Genomic DNA, 14595 nt, shown 5'->3' with positions numbered 1-14595 from the left:
GGTGTCATGACTGCATACGTCGACGGAGTGCCCGAGAAATTCGCGACACTCGGGCTGACCTACGACGACGTGCTGCTGCTGCCGGGCGCGTCCGAGGTCCTCCCGAACGCGGTCGACACCTCGTCCCGCATCTCGCGCAACGTGCGCGTGAACATTCCGCTGCTGTCCGCGGCGATGGACAAGGTCACCGAGTCCCGCATGGCCATCGCCATGGCGCGGCAGGGCGGCGTCGGTGTCCTGCACCGCAACCTGTCGATCGAGGACCAGGTCAACCAGGTCGACCTCGTGAAGCGCTCCGAGTCCGGCATGGTGACCGACCCGATCACCGTCCACCCGGACGCGACGCTGGCCGAGGCCGACGCGCTGTGCGCCAAGTTCCGCATCAGCGGCGTCCCGGTGACCGACCCGGCGGGCAAGCTCCTCGGCATCGTCACCAACCGCGACATGGCCTTCGAGTCGGACCGCAGCCGCCAGGTGCGCGAGGTCATGACCCCGATGCCGCTCGTCACCGGCAAGGTCGGCATCTCCGGCGTCGACGCCATGGAGCTGCTGCGCCGCCACAAGATCGAGAAGCTGCCGCTCGTCGACGAGTCCGGCATCCTCAAGGGCCTCATCACGGTCAAGGACTTCGTCAAGGCCGAGAAGTACCCGCACGCGGCCAAGGACGCCGAGGGCCGGCTGCTCGTCGGCGCGGCCGTCGGCGCCAGCCCCGAGGCGCTGGAGCGCGCGCAGGGCCTGGCCGCGGCGGGCGTCGACTTCCTGATCGTCGACACGTCCCACGGCCACAACAGCAACGCCCTGAACTGGATGGCGAAGATCAAGTCCAGCGTCGGCGTCGACGTCATCGGCGGCAACGTCGCGACGCGTGACGGCGCGCAGGCCCTGATCGACGCCGGTGTCGACGGCGTCAAGGTCGGGGTCGGTCCCGGCTCCATCTGCACCACCCGCGTCGTCGCCGGCATCGGCGTCCCGCAGGTCACCGCCATCTACGAGGCGGCGCTCGCCGCCCGCGCGGCCGGCGTCCCGGTCATCGGCGACGGCGGCCTGCAGTACTCCGGCGACATCGGCAAGGCGCTCGCCGCCGGTGCCGACACGGTCATGCTGGGCAGCCTGCTCGCCGGGTGCGAGGAGTCCCCGGGCGAGCTGCAGTTCATCAACGGCAAGCAGTTCAAGTCGTACCGCGGCATGGGCTCGCTCGGCGCGATGCAGTCCCGCGGCCAGGGCCGGTCGTACTCGAAGGACCGCTACTTCCAGGCCGAGGTGGCCTCGGACGACAAGCTCGTCCCCGAGGGCATCGAGGGCCAGGTGCCCTACCGCGGCCCCCTGGCCAACGTCCTGCACCAGCTCGTCGGCGGTCTCCGCCAGACGATGGGCTATGTGGGTGCGGCCACCATCGAGGAGATGGAGTCCAAGGGCCGGTTCGTCCGGATCACGTCCGCGGGCCTCAAGGAGAGCCACCCGCACGACATCCAGATGACGGTCGAGGCGCCGAACTACAGCAGGAAGTAACACAGCGCGACGCGTGGGGGCGGTTCCGGCATGTGGCCGGAGCCGCCCCCCACGCTTGTGTCGGGGATACTGGTAGGCGCAGACGTAGAGGGAAAGGCCACACATCGTGACTGAGATCGAGATCGGGCGCGGCAAGCGCGGCCGCAGGGCGTACGCGTTCGACGACATCGCCGTCGTCCCGAGCCGGCGCACCCGGGACCCGAAGGAGGTCTCGATCGCCTGGCAGATCGACGCCTACCGTTTCGAGCTGCCGTTCCTGGCCGCTCCCATGGACTCGGTCGTGTCGCCGCAGACCGCCATCCGCATCGGCGAGCTGGGCGGCCTCGGCGTCCTGAACCTCGAAGGGCTCTGGACCCGGTACGAGGACCCGCAGCCGCTGCTCGACGAGATCGCGGAGCTGGACGAGGCCACCGCGACCCGTCGTCTGCAGGAGATCTACTCCGCCCCCATCAAGGAGGAGCTGATCGGGCAGCGCATCAAGGAGGTGCGCGACTCCGGTGTCGTCACCGCCGCCGCGCTCTCCCCGCAGCGCACCGCGCAGTTCTCCAAGGCCGTCGTCGACGCCGGCGTGGACATCTTCGTCATCCGCGGCACGACGGTCTCCGCCGAGCACGTCTCGGGCGCGGCCGAGCCGCTGAACCTGAAGCAGTTCATCTACGAGCTGGACGTCCCGGTCATCGTCGGCGGCTGCGCCACGTACACCGCGGCCCTGCACCTGATGCGCACCGGCGCGGCGGGCGTCCTCGTCGGCTTCGGCGGCGGCGCGGCGCACACCACGCGCAACGTGCTGGGCATCCAGGTCCCGATGGCGACCGCGGTCGCCGACGTGGCCGCGGCCCGCCGCGACTACATGGACGAGTCCGGCGGCCGGTACGTCCACGTCATCGCCGACGGCGGTGTCGGCTGGTCGGGCGACCTGCCGAAGGCGATCGCCTGTGGCGCCGACTCCGTCATGATCGGCTCCCCGCTGGCCCGCGCCACGGACGCGCCCGGCAAGGGCCACCACTGGGGCATGGAGGCCGTCCACGAGGACGTGCCGCGCGGCAAGCTGGTCGACCTGGGCATCGTCGGCACCACCGAGGAGATCCTCGCGGGCCCGTCGCACATCCCGGACGGTTCGATGAACTTCTTCGGCGCCCTGCGCCGGGCGATGGCGACGACGGGCTACACGGAGCTCAAGGAGTTCCAGCGCGTCGAGGTCACCGTCGCGGACGCGCAGCACAAGCGCTGACGTTCGTCCGGTACGCCGAAGGGCCCCGCACCGGGTGGTGCGGGGCCCTTCCGCGTACGTACACGGACGTGCGGACGCGGGGGTCAGGCGGAGACCTTCTTGGTGATGATGAAGCCCTCGTAGCCGGCGATGCCGAAGAAGAGCAGGTCCATGGCCCCGAGCTCCTCCTTCCACGCCTGGAAGAGGTCGGAGAAGTGCGTGGTGAGGACCTCGGTCACGGTCGGGGCCTGGTACGGCGTCTCCAGCTCGGCCCACCAGCTGATCATCAGGGCGTAGCCGAAGAGCTGGCCCGCGAAGACGCCCAGCAGGGCGAGCGGCACGCCCGCGAACGGCAGGACCGGGTGGGAGCCGCCCACCTTGCCGAGGGCGAAGCCGACCAGCGCGCCGACGGCGAGCGCGAGGATGCCGAGCTGGGTGTAGCTGCCGTCCTCGTCGGCCATGGCGCGCATGATGCCGCCCAGGACGAGTGCGCCGACGACGGCGGCGGCGACGCCGGCGAGCAGGCCGAGGCCCAGGTTGTTTCGGGCCGGGGCGGGCGGCGGGGCGGCCGGGTACGGGCCGGGTACGCCGCCGTCGGCGAACGGGTTGCCGGACGGCGGCGGAACGGGCTGGCTCATGGTGTGGATCCCCCCAGGGACGTGGACGCACGGCTGTGCGAACAGGAGGCCCGGAGGTTAGCAGCCCCCTGTGACGGTGCCACAGGGGGTTTCGCGTGCGCCGGTGCGGCTCAGAGGCGGTGGGCCGCACCGCCGGGGGTGGCGCCCCGGGTGTCGAGGAGGAGTTGGGCCTTCACCGAGAGGCCCTGGAGGTCGTACGTGCGGTGGTGCTGGAGCAGCACCGTCAGGTCGGCGTGGGCGGCGGCCTCGTAGAGGGAGTCGGCCCGGGGGACGGGGAGTTCGCGGACGCGCCAGTCGGGGACGTGCGGGTCGTGGTAGCTGACGGCCGCGCCCAGGTCCATGAGGCGGCGGGCGATCTCGTCGGCGGGGGAGCCCTGACGGTCCGGGAGATCGGGTTTGTACGTGATCCCGAGCAGCAGGATCCGCGCTCCGCGGGCCGACTTGCCGTGCTCGTTGAGGAGGGTGGCGGCGCGCTGGACGACGTACTGCGGCATGCGTTCGTTGACCTGGCCGGCGAGTTCGACGAGACGGAGCGGGCGGTGGGCGCCGATGGTGTCGACGGAGACGCCGTGGCCGCCGACGCCGGGGCCCGGGCGGAAGGCCTGGAAGCCGAAGGGCTTGGTCTCGGCGCAGCGGATGACGTCCCAGAGGTCGACGCCGAGTTCGTGGCAGAGGACCGCCATCTCGTTGACGAGGGCGATGTTGACGTGCCGGAAGTTGGTCTCCAGGAGCTTGACCGTCTCGGCCTCGCGCGGCCCGCGCGCGCGGACCACCTTGTCGGTGAGACGCCCGTAGAAGGCCGCGGCGGACTCCGTGCACGCCGGGGTGAGGCCGCCGATGACCTTGGGGGTGCCGGCGTAGCCGTGGGTGCGGCTGCCGGGGTCGAGGCGGCCGGGGGAGTACGCGAGGTGGAAGTCGCGGCCGGCGCGGAGTCCCGAGCCCGCTTCGAGGACCTCGCGGAGGGGGCCCTCGGTGGTGCCCGGCGGGACGGGGGATTCGAGGAGGACGGTGGTGTGGGGGCGCAGTCGGGCGGCGAGGGCGCGGGCCGCGTCGGTGACGGCGGTGAGGTCGAGGGTGCGGTCGGGGCCTAGGGGGGTCGGCGCGCAGAGGACGGCGGTGCGGACGCGGCCGAGTTCGGCGGTGTTCGTGGTGGGCCGGAAGCCTCCCGCGAGCATCCGGCGGATCTCCGGGGCGGTGAGCGAGCCGTCGACCGGGGACCGGCCGGCGGCGAGTTCGGCGACGGGGCGGGGGTCGGTGTCGTAGCCGATGGTGTCGATGCCTGCGGCGGTGGCGGCCTGGGCGAGGGGGAGTCCGTGGTGGCCGAGGCCGATGACGGCGAGATCAGCGGGCATGGGGGGTGGGCCGTCCTTCCCAGTAGCCGGAGGGGACGCGAGGCGCAACCCCGGTGGACAGAACGGGGTGAACGCAATGTCAGACTAGGCGTAAATATGACCGATATGCGGCATTGTGCGGCCGAAGGTCGCCGAGTGTTATCCGTGAAGGTCGCCGAGTGTTATCCACAGGGTGACGGCGAGGCGGTGGCTGAAGTCACCGATGCGGGCCAGAATCGAAACCGGGAACGGCACGGGGGACGACGGGAGGCGGCAACCGTGAGGACAGCGACACTGGGACCGGCCGAGCGCGCCGAGGCGCTCACGGCCATGGCGGAGCGCGAGTTGGACGTGCTGGTCGTCGGCGCGGGTGTGGTCGGCGCGGGGATCGCCCTCGACGCCGTCACGAGAGGCCTCTCCACCGGCATCGTCGAGGCCCGCGACTGGGCCTCCGGCACGTCGAGCAGGTCCAGCAAGCTCATCCACGGCGGCCTGCGGTACCTGGAGATGCTGGACTTCGCGCTGGTGCGGGAGGCTCTCAAGGAGCGCGGACTGCTCCTGGAGCGGCTCGCACCCCACCTGGTGAAGCCCGTCCCCTTCCTCTACCCGCTCCAGCACAAGGGCTGGGAGCGGTTCTACGCGGGCTCGGGCGTCGCGCTGTACGACGCGATGTCCCTCTCCTCCGGACACGGCCGCGGCCTGCCCGTCCACCGCCACCTCTCCCGGCGGAACGCCCTGCGGGTCGCGCCCTGCCTCAAGAAGGACGCCCTGGTCGGCGCCCTCCAGTACTACGACGCCCAGATGGACGACGCCCGCTTCGTCACGACGCTCGTCCGCACGGCCGCCGCCTACGGCGCGAAGGCCGCCAGCCGGGCCCGGGTCGTCGGCTTCCTCCGCGAGGGCGAGCGGGTCGTCGGCGCGCGCGTCCAGGACGTCGAGTCCGGCGGCGCGTACGAGATCCGGGCCAAGCAGATCGTCAACGCCACCGGGGTGTGGACGGACGACACCCAGGCCCTGATCGGCGAGCGCGGCCAGTTCCACGTCCGTGCCTCGAAGGGCATCCATCTGGTCGTGCCCAAGGACCGCATCCACTCGACCACCGGACTCATCCTGCGCACCGAGAAGTCCGTGCTGTTCGTCATCCCCTGGGGGCGGCACTGGATCGTCGGCACCACCGACACCGACTGGGACCTCGACAAGGCCCACCCGGCCGCGTCCAGCGCCGACATCGACTACCTCCTGGAGCATGTGAACACCGTGCTCCAGACCCCGCTCACCCGGGACGACGTCCAGGGCGTCTACGCGGGCCTGCGGCCCCTGCTCGCGGGCGAGTCGGACGCCACGAGCAAGCTCTCGCGCGAGCACACCGTCGCCCACCCGGTCCCCGGCCTCGTCGTGGTGGCCGGCGGCAAGTACACGACGTACCGCGTCATGGCCAAGGACGCGGTCGACGAGGCGGTCCACGGCCTCGACCAGCGCGTGGCCGCCTGTGTCACCGAGGACATCCCGCTCCTCGGCGCCGAGGGCTACCGGGCCCTGTGGAACGCCCGGGCGAGAACGGCCGCCAGGACCGGGCTGCACGTCGTCCGGGTCGAGCATCTCCTCAACCGGTACGGGTCGCTGACGGAGCAGATCCTCGACCTGATCGCCCGGGACCCCGGCCTCGGGCAACCGCTCGCGGCGGCCGACGACTACCTGCGCGCCGAAATCGTCTACGCCGCCTCGCACGAGGGCGCGCGCCACCTCGACGACGTCCTCACCCGGCGGACCAGGATCTCCATCGAGACCTTCGACCGCGGCACGCGCAGCGCGCGCGAGTGCGCGGAGCTGATGGCACCCGTCCTGGGCTGGGACGCCCACCAGATCGACAAGGAGGTCGAGCACTACGAGAAGAGAGTGCAGGCCGAACGCGAGTCGCAGCGGCAGCCCGACGACCTGACGGCGGACGCCGCACGGCTCGGAGCGCCGGACATCGTGCCGATCTGACGGCCCGTTTCCGGCGGGAGGTCCGTGTCGTCCGGAATCCTGCGGGAACCTGAGGGGTGTCCGGGGGCGTCGTCATCCCGGAGTACGGACCCGGGGGCGGCACCGGTCCCGAGGTGAGGGACAATGGCCTCTCTTCCAGGGCGGGTTACCGCATCGCGCGGGAAGCGGCAGACGCGGCGGAGAACAGGGATCGCAGAGGGGACGCATGTCGGAGGCGGAGCAGTCGCGGGACACGGCGAAGGACCCTCGGCGGGACGCCGCCGCGGGGGCCGCGACCGACGGCGACCGAGGGGCGGTCCCGGCCGCGCGCGAGGCGGAGCGGGACCCGCGGGACGCGAAGGACGCGCAGGTCACGGACGTGGTGACGGACGCGGAGGACGCCGTGGATGACGCGGGAGCCAAGGCAGTCGAGGGCTCGGGCGGTGCCGGAGACGGCGGCGCCGGGAGCACGGGCGGCTCGAAGGGTGACGCGGCGGGCGAGCCTCGCGACGCCGTCCCCGACGAGCCCCGGGACGCCGTCCCGGGCGGGGTGTCCGGCGAACCGGCCGGCGCGCCGGGCCGGCTGCGGGGCACCGAGCCGTCGACCGGCAGGGCCGGCTTCGGCGCCGGGGACGGCGACGGCGGCACCGGACGCGCCGAGCGCGGCAGTGCCTTCGGCGGCGACCGGATGCGCAAGGACCCGGTGACCGAGGGCAGGCTGCTCGCCGGCCGCTACCGGCTGGGCGTGGTCCTCGGGCGCGGCGGCATGGGCACCGTGTGGCGCGCGGTCGACGAGACCCTGGGCCGCACCGTCGCCGTCAAGGAGCTCCGCTTCCCCACCAGCATCGACGACGACGAGAAGCGACGCCTCATCACCCGGACCCTGCGCGAGGCCAAGGCCATCGCCCGGATCCGCAACAACGGCGCCGTGACCGTGTACGACGTCGTCGACGAGGACGACCGTCCCTGGATCGTCATGGAGCTCATCGAGGGCAAGTCCCTCGCCGACGCCGTCCGTGAGGACGGCACGCTCACGCCCCACCGCGCGGCCGAGGTCGGCCTCGCCATCCTCGACGTCCTGCGCTCCGCGCACCGCGAGGGCATCCTCCACCGCGACGTGAAGCCGTCGAACGTGCTGATCGCCGAGGACGGCCGCGTCGTCCTGACGGACTTCGGCATCGCCCAGGTCGAGGGCGACCCCTCGATCACCTCCACCGGCATGCTCGTCGGCGCGCCCTCCTACATCTCGCCGGAGCGCGCCCGCGGCCACAAGCCCGGACCGGCCGCCGACCTGTGGTCGCTCGGCGGCCTCCTGTACGCGGCGGTCGAGGGCAGCCCGCCGTACGACAAGGGCTCCGCCATCGCCACCCTCACGGCGGTCATGACCGAGCCGGTCGACCCGCCGAAGAACGCGGGACCCGAGCTGGAGCAGGTCATCTACGGCCTGCTCGCCAAGGACCCGGCCCAGCGCCTCGACGACGCCCGCGCGCGGGTCCTGCTGCGGGCCGTGCTCGACGCCCCCGCCGCCGCGCCGAAGGTCTCTCCCGAGGCCACCATGGCCATTCCGTTCCCGCCGCGACCCGAGCGGACCCCGGTGGCCCCGGCCGCCGACCGGGACGCGACGCCCGAGGCGACCGCCGGTGTCGACCGCGTACGAGGCGCGCTGAAGTCCGTGCGCAACGCGGCGGCCTCCGCGAAGGCCGAGCCGAAGCCGAAGCCCGCCGTGCCGGTGCAGGGCGGCGGCCGGCAGGCCCCGGCCCGTGCGTCGCTGACCGACGTGGTGCCGCGCCGCACGCTGATCATCATCGCCGCGGTCGCCGTCCTCGCCCTGCTCGGGACGATCCTGGCGGTCTCCCTCAACGGCGGCGGCGACGAGGGCAACGAGGGCAAGGGCACCGGCGGCACGACGGCCTCGGCCGGCGCGTCCGGCGGCGGCGCCGACGGGTCCGGTGGATCCGAGGGCTCCGGCGGCAAGGGCCAGACGCCGGGCGGCCCCGGCCAGCAGGGCGGCGCACAGCCCGGCGGCACCGGCTCCAACGGCTCGACGGGCGACACGGGCACGACGGGGACGACCACCGGAACGACGACGGGCACGACGGTCGGGACGACCACCGGGCAGGGCGGCACCACGCCGTCCGGCAAGCCCAGCGGCGGCACCGGCGCGCAGCTGCCCGCCGGCTACGCCCTCGTCACCAACTCCAAGCTGCACTTCTCGATGGCGATGCCCGCCGGCTTCAAGCCCCGCCCGATACCGGGATACGACCTCGGGGTCATCTTCAGCGAGAGCGGCGGCTTCCCGCGCGTCCAGGTCGACTTCAACGACAGCCCGAAGGACAACGCGGAGAGCGCCTGGGCGCTGGCCAAGGCGGGCGTGGCCGTCACCAGCCAGGACTACGAGCACATCGGCATCAAGCCCGTCTCGTACAAGGGCTACCCGACGGTCGCGGACTGGGAGTTCAAGCGGACGCAGAAGGGCATGACCGTCCGCGTGCTCAACCGCGGCTTCAAGGTGGACGACACGCACGGCTACTCCATCATGATCACCTGCAAGGCCGACGAGTGGGACGGCGCGGAGTGCCGGACGCTGCGGGAGACGGCGTTCGCGACGTTCAGCCCCAAGGACTGACCGGCGCCACGTATCGTGAGAGCTCGTGGACCGTACGCAGTCGACAATTGCCGCTAACTGCACGGTGCCGGACCGGAATTGACGGACTCGTGTGATCCGACGGATCCGCGGGTCCACGGGGGACAGCGTGCGCGCGTGGGGAGGCGTCGTGGACGACTACGCGGGAAGGGTGCTGGCGGACCGCTACCGCCTGCCGCTGCCGCCGACCGGCGCGGAGGCGGGCGCGGGCCCGGACGCGTACGACTTCGCCGAGACGCGTGCCTTCGACACGTACAGCGGGCAGGAGGTCCTGGTCCGCCAGGTGCCGCTGCCGGAGTTCGTCGACGCCGAGGTGCTCGACGGCGCGGACGGTCCCGCCCAGGCCTACGGGAGCGCGGGGCGGGCGACCCGCCGACCGGCCGAGCCCGTCGTGCGCCGGGCCATCGAGGCCGCCCAGGCCGCCGCGCAGATCCCCGACCATCCGCTCCTCGACCAGGTCTTCGACGTCTTCGCGGAAGCCGGGTCGCTGTGGATAGTGAGCGAGGTCGTGGCCGCCAGGCCGCTCGCCGCGCTCCTCGCCGAGCAGCCCCTGAGCCCGTACCGCGCGGCCGAGATCGGCGCTGACGTCCTCACCGCCCTGCGCGCGCTCCACGCCCACGGCTGGGTCCACCGGAATATCACCTCCCGGACCGTGCTCGTCTGCGACGACGGCCGGGTGGTCCTCACGGGCCTCGCCGTGGGCGCCGCGGAGGAGGCCCTGTGCGGCTACGCGCCCGTGCCGGAGCCGGGGGACGAGGGGCGGGAGTTCGGGGCGAGGTACGGCGCCGGGGCGGCGCCCGGGACGGGCTCCGGTTTCGCGTCCCGCGAGTTCGAGCCCGACTTCCCGCTCGCGCCCGAGCCCGAGTTCGCCGAGGTGTACAGCTCCGACCTGTACGAGGCCGAGGTCTACGAGGAGACCGAGGAGGAGGACGCGGAGGAGGCCGAGGAAGCCGAGGAAGCCGAGGTCTACGAGGAGGCCCTGTACGGGGCGGACTCGGACGAGGAGCTTCTCGGCGAGACGGGCGACGACTTCGGGCCCGAGCCGTACGGGTCCGACTCGTACGGGACTGACGCGTACGGGTCCGATTCGTACGGGACTGACGTGTATGGCGGCGGGAGCTACGGCGGCGAGTTCGACCCCGCCGGTTCCGACCCGGACGGTTCCGACGCGCCCGGATCCGACGTGTCCGGAGACGACGCTTCCGGATCCGGCGCGTACGGGCGTGAGCCCTACGGCGTCGACCCGTACGGTGCGGGGGCGAGGGCCTCGGCCGAGCCCCGGGCCGGGGCGGAGCCCCCGGCCGCCGCCACGCCGCCCACCGCCGACGTGCGGGCCGCGCGGGCCGGGGCCATCGCCGCGTACCGCGCGGGGGCCCGTGCCGCGGCGCGGCTCGGCGAATCGGGGGCGCTCCCCGTCCAGCGCTCCGCGCCGACGGATCCCCCCGCCGCACCCACACCCCCGCCGCCCGCCCCGGTGCCCGCGTCCGGCGCGCCCGAGCCGCAGTGGTGGTCGCAGACGGCGGACGACGACGAGGACGACGACGAGGACGACGAGGGCGGCGGTACGGCGTACCGCGGCCCGCAGGCCGGTCCTCCGCCGCGCGTCCACCTGGCCGGGAACTGGAGCGACGGGCCGCACGCCGCGCGCGACGGCTCCGGACCGATCCCCGCGGGCGGCTCCGGCCCCGTGCTGCCCGGCTCGGGCCGCCCGGCGCTGCCCGCCGGCTACACGGCCGCGACCCCGGACCCCGCGAGCCTCCCGGTGCCCGCCGGCGCCCCCGGGCCGCCCGAGCGCGTCGCCGTACCGGCCCAAGCCCACCGCGGCCCCACCACGCGCCTCGACGCCGAGAGGGCGCGCCAGACCCGGATCGCCGTCGTCGGTGCGGTCACCGAGCGCTGGGCGCCCGAGCAGGCCGGTCCCGTGCACGAGAACTGGCGGCTCGCCCCGCCGATCGGCCCCGCCACCGACCTGTGGGCGCTGGGCGCGCTCCTCTACCGGGCCGTCCAGGGCCACGCCCCCTACCCGGAGGACAGCGCAGCCGAGCTCGTCCAGCTGGTCTGCGCCGAGCCGCCCGCCTTCGCCGAGGAGTGCGGGCCGCTGCGCCCGATCGTGGAGTCCCTGCTGCGCCAGGACCCCACCGAGCGCCCCGACTTCGAGGAGCTGCGCGGCTGGCTGCGCTCCCTCGTGCGCTCGGCCCCGGAGCCCGAGGCGGGCCTCGGAGTCGTACCGCTGCCGTCCTTCGACGAGACGCGGCTGCCGATCGTGCGCCGCCGCGGCGAGTTGGTGCGCCGGCGCCGCAAGGGAGCGGGCACCGCAGCCGGTCGGCACCGGCACAAGCGGGGCAAGGACCCCCGCCCCGCGCCGCCCGCGGCGGCCTTGCACGAGGCCGGTCCCGAGGTCGCGCACGACAGCGGGTACGACAGCGGGTACGACAGCGGGTACGCCGACACGCGGGCGGAGTACCAGGAGGAGATCCCCCAGCGCGCGCCCCGCGCTCCCAGGACCCCGCGCGCGCCCCGCAACCCCGCCCGGGGCGACGGCTCGCCGCGCGCCCTCGGCCGTACGCTGCTGCTCCTCGTCCTGCTCCTGCTCGGCGGGGCCGTGGCGTACGCGGTCTTCTTCCTGCCGGGCGAGGGGGAGCCGGGCGCGGGCACTCCGACGGCCGGTCAGTCCCCGCGTACCAACGCGCCCACGGGCGCCCCGTCCGCGACCACGGACGCGCCCGCCGAACCGTCGACCGAGCCGTCGACCGAGCCGTCCTCCAAGCCCACCAAGCCCTACACCACCCCACCCCCGGCGGATCCGTCGGGCCCCGCCCTGGCCGCCGGGTACACCCTGCGCCAGGACCCGGAGGGCTTCCGGATCGGGGTCCCGAACGGCTGGCGGCGCAGCCCGGTCAACGACGCCGGGCAAGTGCGCTACACGGGCGGCGATTTCACGATGATCGTGGTCCCGGGCAGGGACTCGGTCGCCGACCACGGATCCGACCCGCTGGAGTACCAGAACACCAGGGAGCGCGAGCTGGAGCCGTTGCGCGCGTCCAGTTGGTCCGGTACGGAGTCGTCCCGCCGGGTCGACATCGGCACGACGGCGACGGCCACGGGCAGTTACTGGTGGCTGGACAGCACCGGGCGTCAGGTCTCCGTCAGGAACCTCGCCGTCATCTCCGGCGGCCGCTACCACGTCGTGGTGGTCATCGGCCCGAACAGCGAGCGGGACAAGGTCTCCGAGATCTACGACGAGGCCACGAAGGGCTTCCGCCCGGGACGCTGACCCGTCCGGGGCGCTGACCCGTCCGGGGCGGTGCGCGGACCGGCCGCGATACCGGGCCGTCACCGGCCCCTGGTCACAGTGCTGTTCCTATGGCAGCCCCGAGGTTCCGCACCGCCCGCCCCCCTCCGTAACCTGTCACCCGAAGGAACGGGCGGGGGCAAGTGGAACATTCTCAGAGCACAGGAGCGGGGTTGTTGCTCGCGGGTCGTTACCGGCTCGGCGAGTGCATCGGACGCGGCGGTATGGGCAAGGTCTGGCGCGCGCACGACGAGGTGCTGCACCGCGTGGTCGCGGTGAAGGAGCTGACGGCGGGTCGGTTCGTGGCGGAGGCCGACCGGCTCGTGCTGCACGCGCGGACGCAGAAGGAAGCCAGGGCCGCCGCGCGGATCACCCACCCGGGCGTGGTCACCGTCCACGACGTCCTGGAGCACGACAGCCGTCCGTGGATCGTCATGCAGTACGTCGACGGGCCCTCGCTCGCCGACGCCGCCAAGGAGACGGGCGCGCTCGAACCCCGTGAGGCGGCCAGGGTCGGGCTGCACGTCCTCGGCGCGCTGCGCGCCGCGCACGCGGCCGGGGTGCTGCACCGCGACGTCAAGCCGGGCAACGTCCTGCTGGCGCGGGACGGGCGCGTACTGATCACCGACTTCGGGATCGCGGCGATCGAGGGGGACTCGACGATCACGCGTACGGGGGAGATCGTCGGTTCCATCGACTATCTGGCGCCCGAGCGGGTACGGGGCGGCGATCCCGGTCCCGCCTCCGACCTCTGGTCCCTCGGGGCCACGTTGTACACGGCGGTGGAGGGGACCTCGCCGTTCCGCCGGACCTCTCCGATCAGCACGATGCAGGCCGTGGTGACGGAGGAGCCGCCGTACCCGGAGCAGGCGGGGCCGCTCGCGCCCGTCATCGTGGCGCTGCTGCGCAAGGATCCGGGCCACCGTCCGCGCGCGGACGAGGCCGAGCGGATGCTGCTCGACGCGATGGAGGGACGGACGCCGCAGGCGGCGCAGGCGTACGTGCCGACGCAGCGCGTGGCGAGGGAGGGCCTGACGACGGGCCCGGTCGGGGGAGACCGGACGACCGCGGGCGACGAGGCGGGTACGGCGGACTCCACGGGCTCGTCCGCGGGCTCGGCGGGCTCGTCCGGCGCGTCCGCGGACTCGGCGGACACGGGGAGCACGGGCGGGAAGCCCGGCCGGCCCCGGACGTCCACGGCACCGTGGCCGCACCCGGCCAACGAGCCCCGGTCGGCCCACGGCCACCAGCCGGCGCAGTCACCTCCCACCCTGCTCCCCTCCACCCCCGCGTCTTCGGGCGGCCGGGGCCGCTGGCGCACCGTCGTCCTCGCGGCCCTGCTCGCCGGTGCCGTCGCGGGCGGCGCCGTCTTCGCGGCCATGCAGTACGCGGGCGGCGACCGTGACGGCGGCGGCGGCGGACGGACCACGGCCACCGGCCCGGCCCCCTCCACCAAGGGCACCGGGACCGGCATCCCGGACGGCTGGCACCGCGTCGTCGACCCGAAGGGCTTCAGCCTCCTCGTACCGAAGGGCTGGAAGCGGCAGACGGCGGGCGACCAGGTCGACTACACCCCGGACAACGGCAACCACCGCATCCGGATCAGCGTCGACAAGAGCCCCGACTTCGAGAACCCGTACATGCACGCCCTCGACCTGGAGCGCGTCCTGCAGAAGCGGATGGACTACACCCGGCACAAGCTCGGCCAGGTCACCTACCGCGACCAGGTCCGGTCCGTCCAGTGGGAGTTCAGCTGGACGGAGAAGAAGGAGTTCCCCGGGCCGCGGCACGCGATCGACCTCATGTACTACGAGGACGACGGCACGGAGTACGCCCTGTACATGTCCTCGCCGGAGTCGAGCTGGGAGACCACCCGCGAGCAGTTCGACATCGTCGTCCAGCACTGGCGGGCGCCGGGCGACTGAATCCTCCGGAAAAATCTCCTGAGGGGGTCTGCGGGGCCTGCCCGCAGCCATAAGCCGCTGATCAGGGCTTATGTGCCAGTG

At 73.5% G+C, this 14595-nt stretch carries 8 protein-coding genes; 6 read left to right on the top strand and 2 right to left on the bottom strand.

Annotation, left to right across the window (positions count from 1 at the left end):
• Window positions 1–6 precede the first annotated feature (6 nt).
• Window positions 7–1509 (top strand): IMP dehydrogenase, encoded by a 1503-nt coding sequence (gene guaB, locus ASC82_RS22550; protein ID WP_056651095.1) that lies wholly within the window; start codon window positions 7–9, stop codon window positions 1507–1509.
• Between the two features lie 106 nt (window positions 1510–1615).
• Entirely contained in the window at window positions 1616–2740 is a 1125-nt protein-coding gene (locus ASC82_RS22545; protein ID WP_024756695.1) for a GuaB3 family IMP dehydrogenase-related protein, read from the top strand.
• An 83-nt stretch (window positions 2741–2823) separates the two neighbouring features.
• Here ASC82_RS22545 and ASC82_RS22540 read toward each other — a convergent pair whose 3' ends face one another.
• Together ASC82_RS22540 and ASC82_RS22535 are read right to left on the bottom strand one after the other, a co-directional pair.
• Window positions 2824–3357 carry a hypothetical protein gene (locus ASC82_RS22540; protein ID WP_056651092.1) on the bottom strand — a complete coding sequence of 178 codons (534 nt, stop codon included), beginning with the start codon at window positions 3355–3357 and terminating at the stop codon, window positions 2824–2826.
• A 110-nt stretch (window positions 3358–3467) separates the two neighbouring features.
• Window positions 3468–4709, bottom strand: coding sequence for a nucleotide sugar dehydrogenase (locus ASC82_RS22535; RefSeq protein ID WP_056651089.1), 1242 nt, complete (start codon window positions 4707–4709; stop codon window positions 3468–3470).
• A gap of 258 nt (window positions 4710–4967) precedes the next feature.
• Between ASC82_RS22535 and ASC82_RS22530 the strand changes: the two genes are divergently transcribed.
• The 4 genes from ASC82_RS22530 (at window position 4968) to ASC82_RS22515 (ending at window position 14514) form a co-directional block, all read left to right on the top strand.
• On the top strand, window positions 4968–6674 hold the full coding sequence (locus tag ASC82_RS22530; RefSeq protein WP_056651086.1) for a glycerol-3-phosphate dehydrogenase/oxidase: 1707 nt from the start codon (window positions 4968–4970) through the stop codon (window positions 6672–6674).
• Window positions 6675–6879: 205 nt separating this feature from the next.
• The gene (locus tag ASC82_RS22525; RefSeq protein ID WP_199862593.1) at window positions 6880–9279 is read left to right on the top strand and encodes a serine/threonine-protein kinase; all 2400 of its coding nucleotides are present in this window, start codon (window positions 6880–6882) and stop codon (window positions 9277–9279) included.
• A 148-nt stretch (window positions 9280–9427) separates the two neighbouring features.
• Window positions 9428–12571: a protein kinase gene (locus ASC82_RS22520; protein ID WP_056651084.1), complete on the top strand. Its 3144-nt coding sequence runs from the start codon at window positions 9428–9430 to the stop codon at window positions 12569–12571.
• Between the two features lie 161 nt (window positions 12572–12732).
• Entirely contained in the window at window positions 12733–14514 is a 1782-nt protein-coding gene (locus ASC82_RS22515; protein ID WP_056651082.1) for a serine/threonine-protein kinase, read from the top strand.
• The last annotated feature ends 81 nt before the right edge of the window (window positions 14515–14595 follow it).

The sequence above is a fragment of the Streptomyces sp. Root431 genome, from assembly GCF_001426585.1.
Taxonomy (GTDB): Bacteria; Actinomycetota; Actinomycetes; order Streptomycetales; family Streptomycetaceae; genus Streptomyces; species Streptomyces stackebrandtii.
The sequence above is the reverse complement of the archived record's forward strand: the minus strand, read 5'-3'. Positions and strand labels throughout refer to the sequence as shown.

Excerpts from the sequence above, each read along its gene's own strand:
- ASC82_RS22535 (WP_056651089.1), bottom strand. The coding sequence starts at position 4,709 with ATGCCCGCTGATCTCGCCGTCATCGGCCTCGGCCACCACGGACTCCCC.
- guaB (WP_056651095.1), top strand. The coding sequence starts at position 7 with ATGACTGCATACGTCGACGGAGTGCCCGAGAAATTCGCGACACTCGGG.
- ASC82_RS22525 (WP_199862593.1), top strand. The coding sequence starts at position 6,880 with ATGTCGGAGGCGGAGCAGTCGCGGGACACGGCGAAGGACCCTCGGCGG.
- ASC82_RS22540 (WP_056651092.1), bottom strand. The coding sequence starts at position 3,357 with ATGAGCCAGCCCGTTCCGCCGCCGTCCGGCAACCCGTTCGCCGACGGC.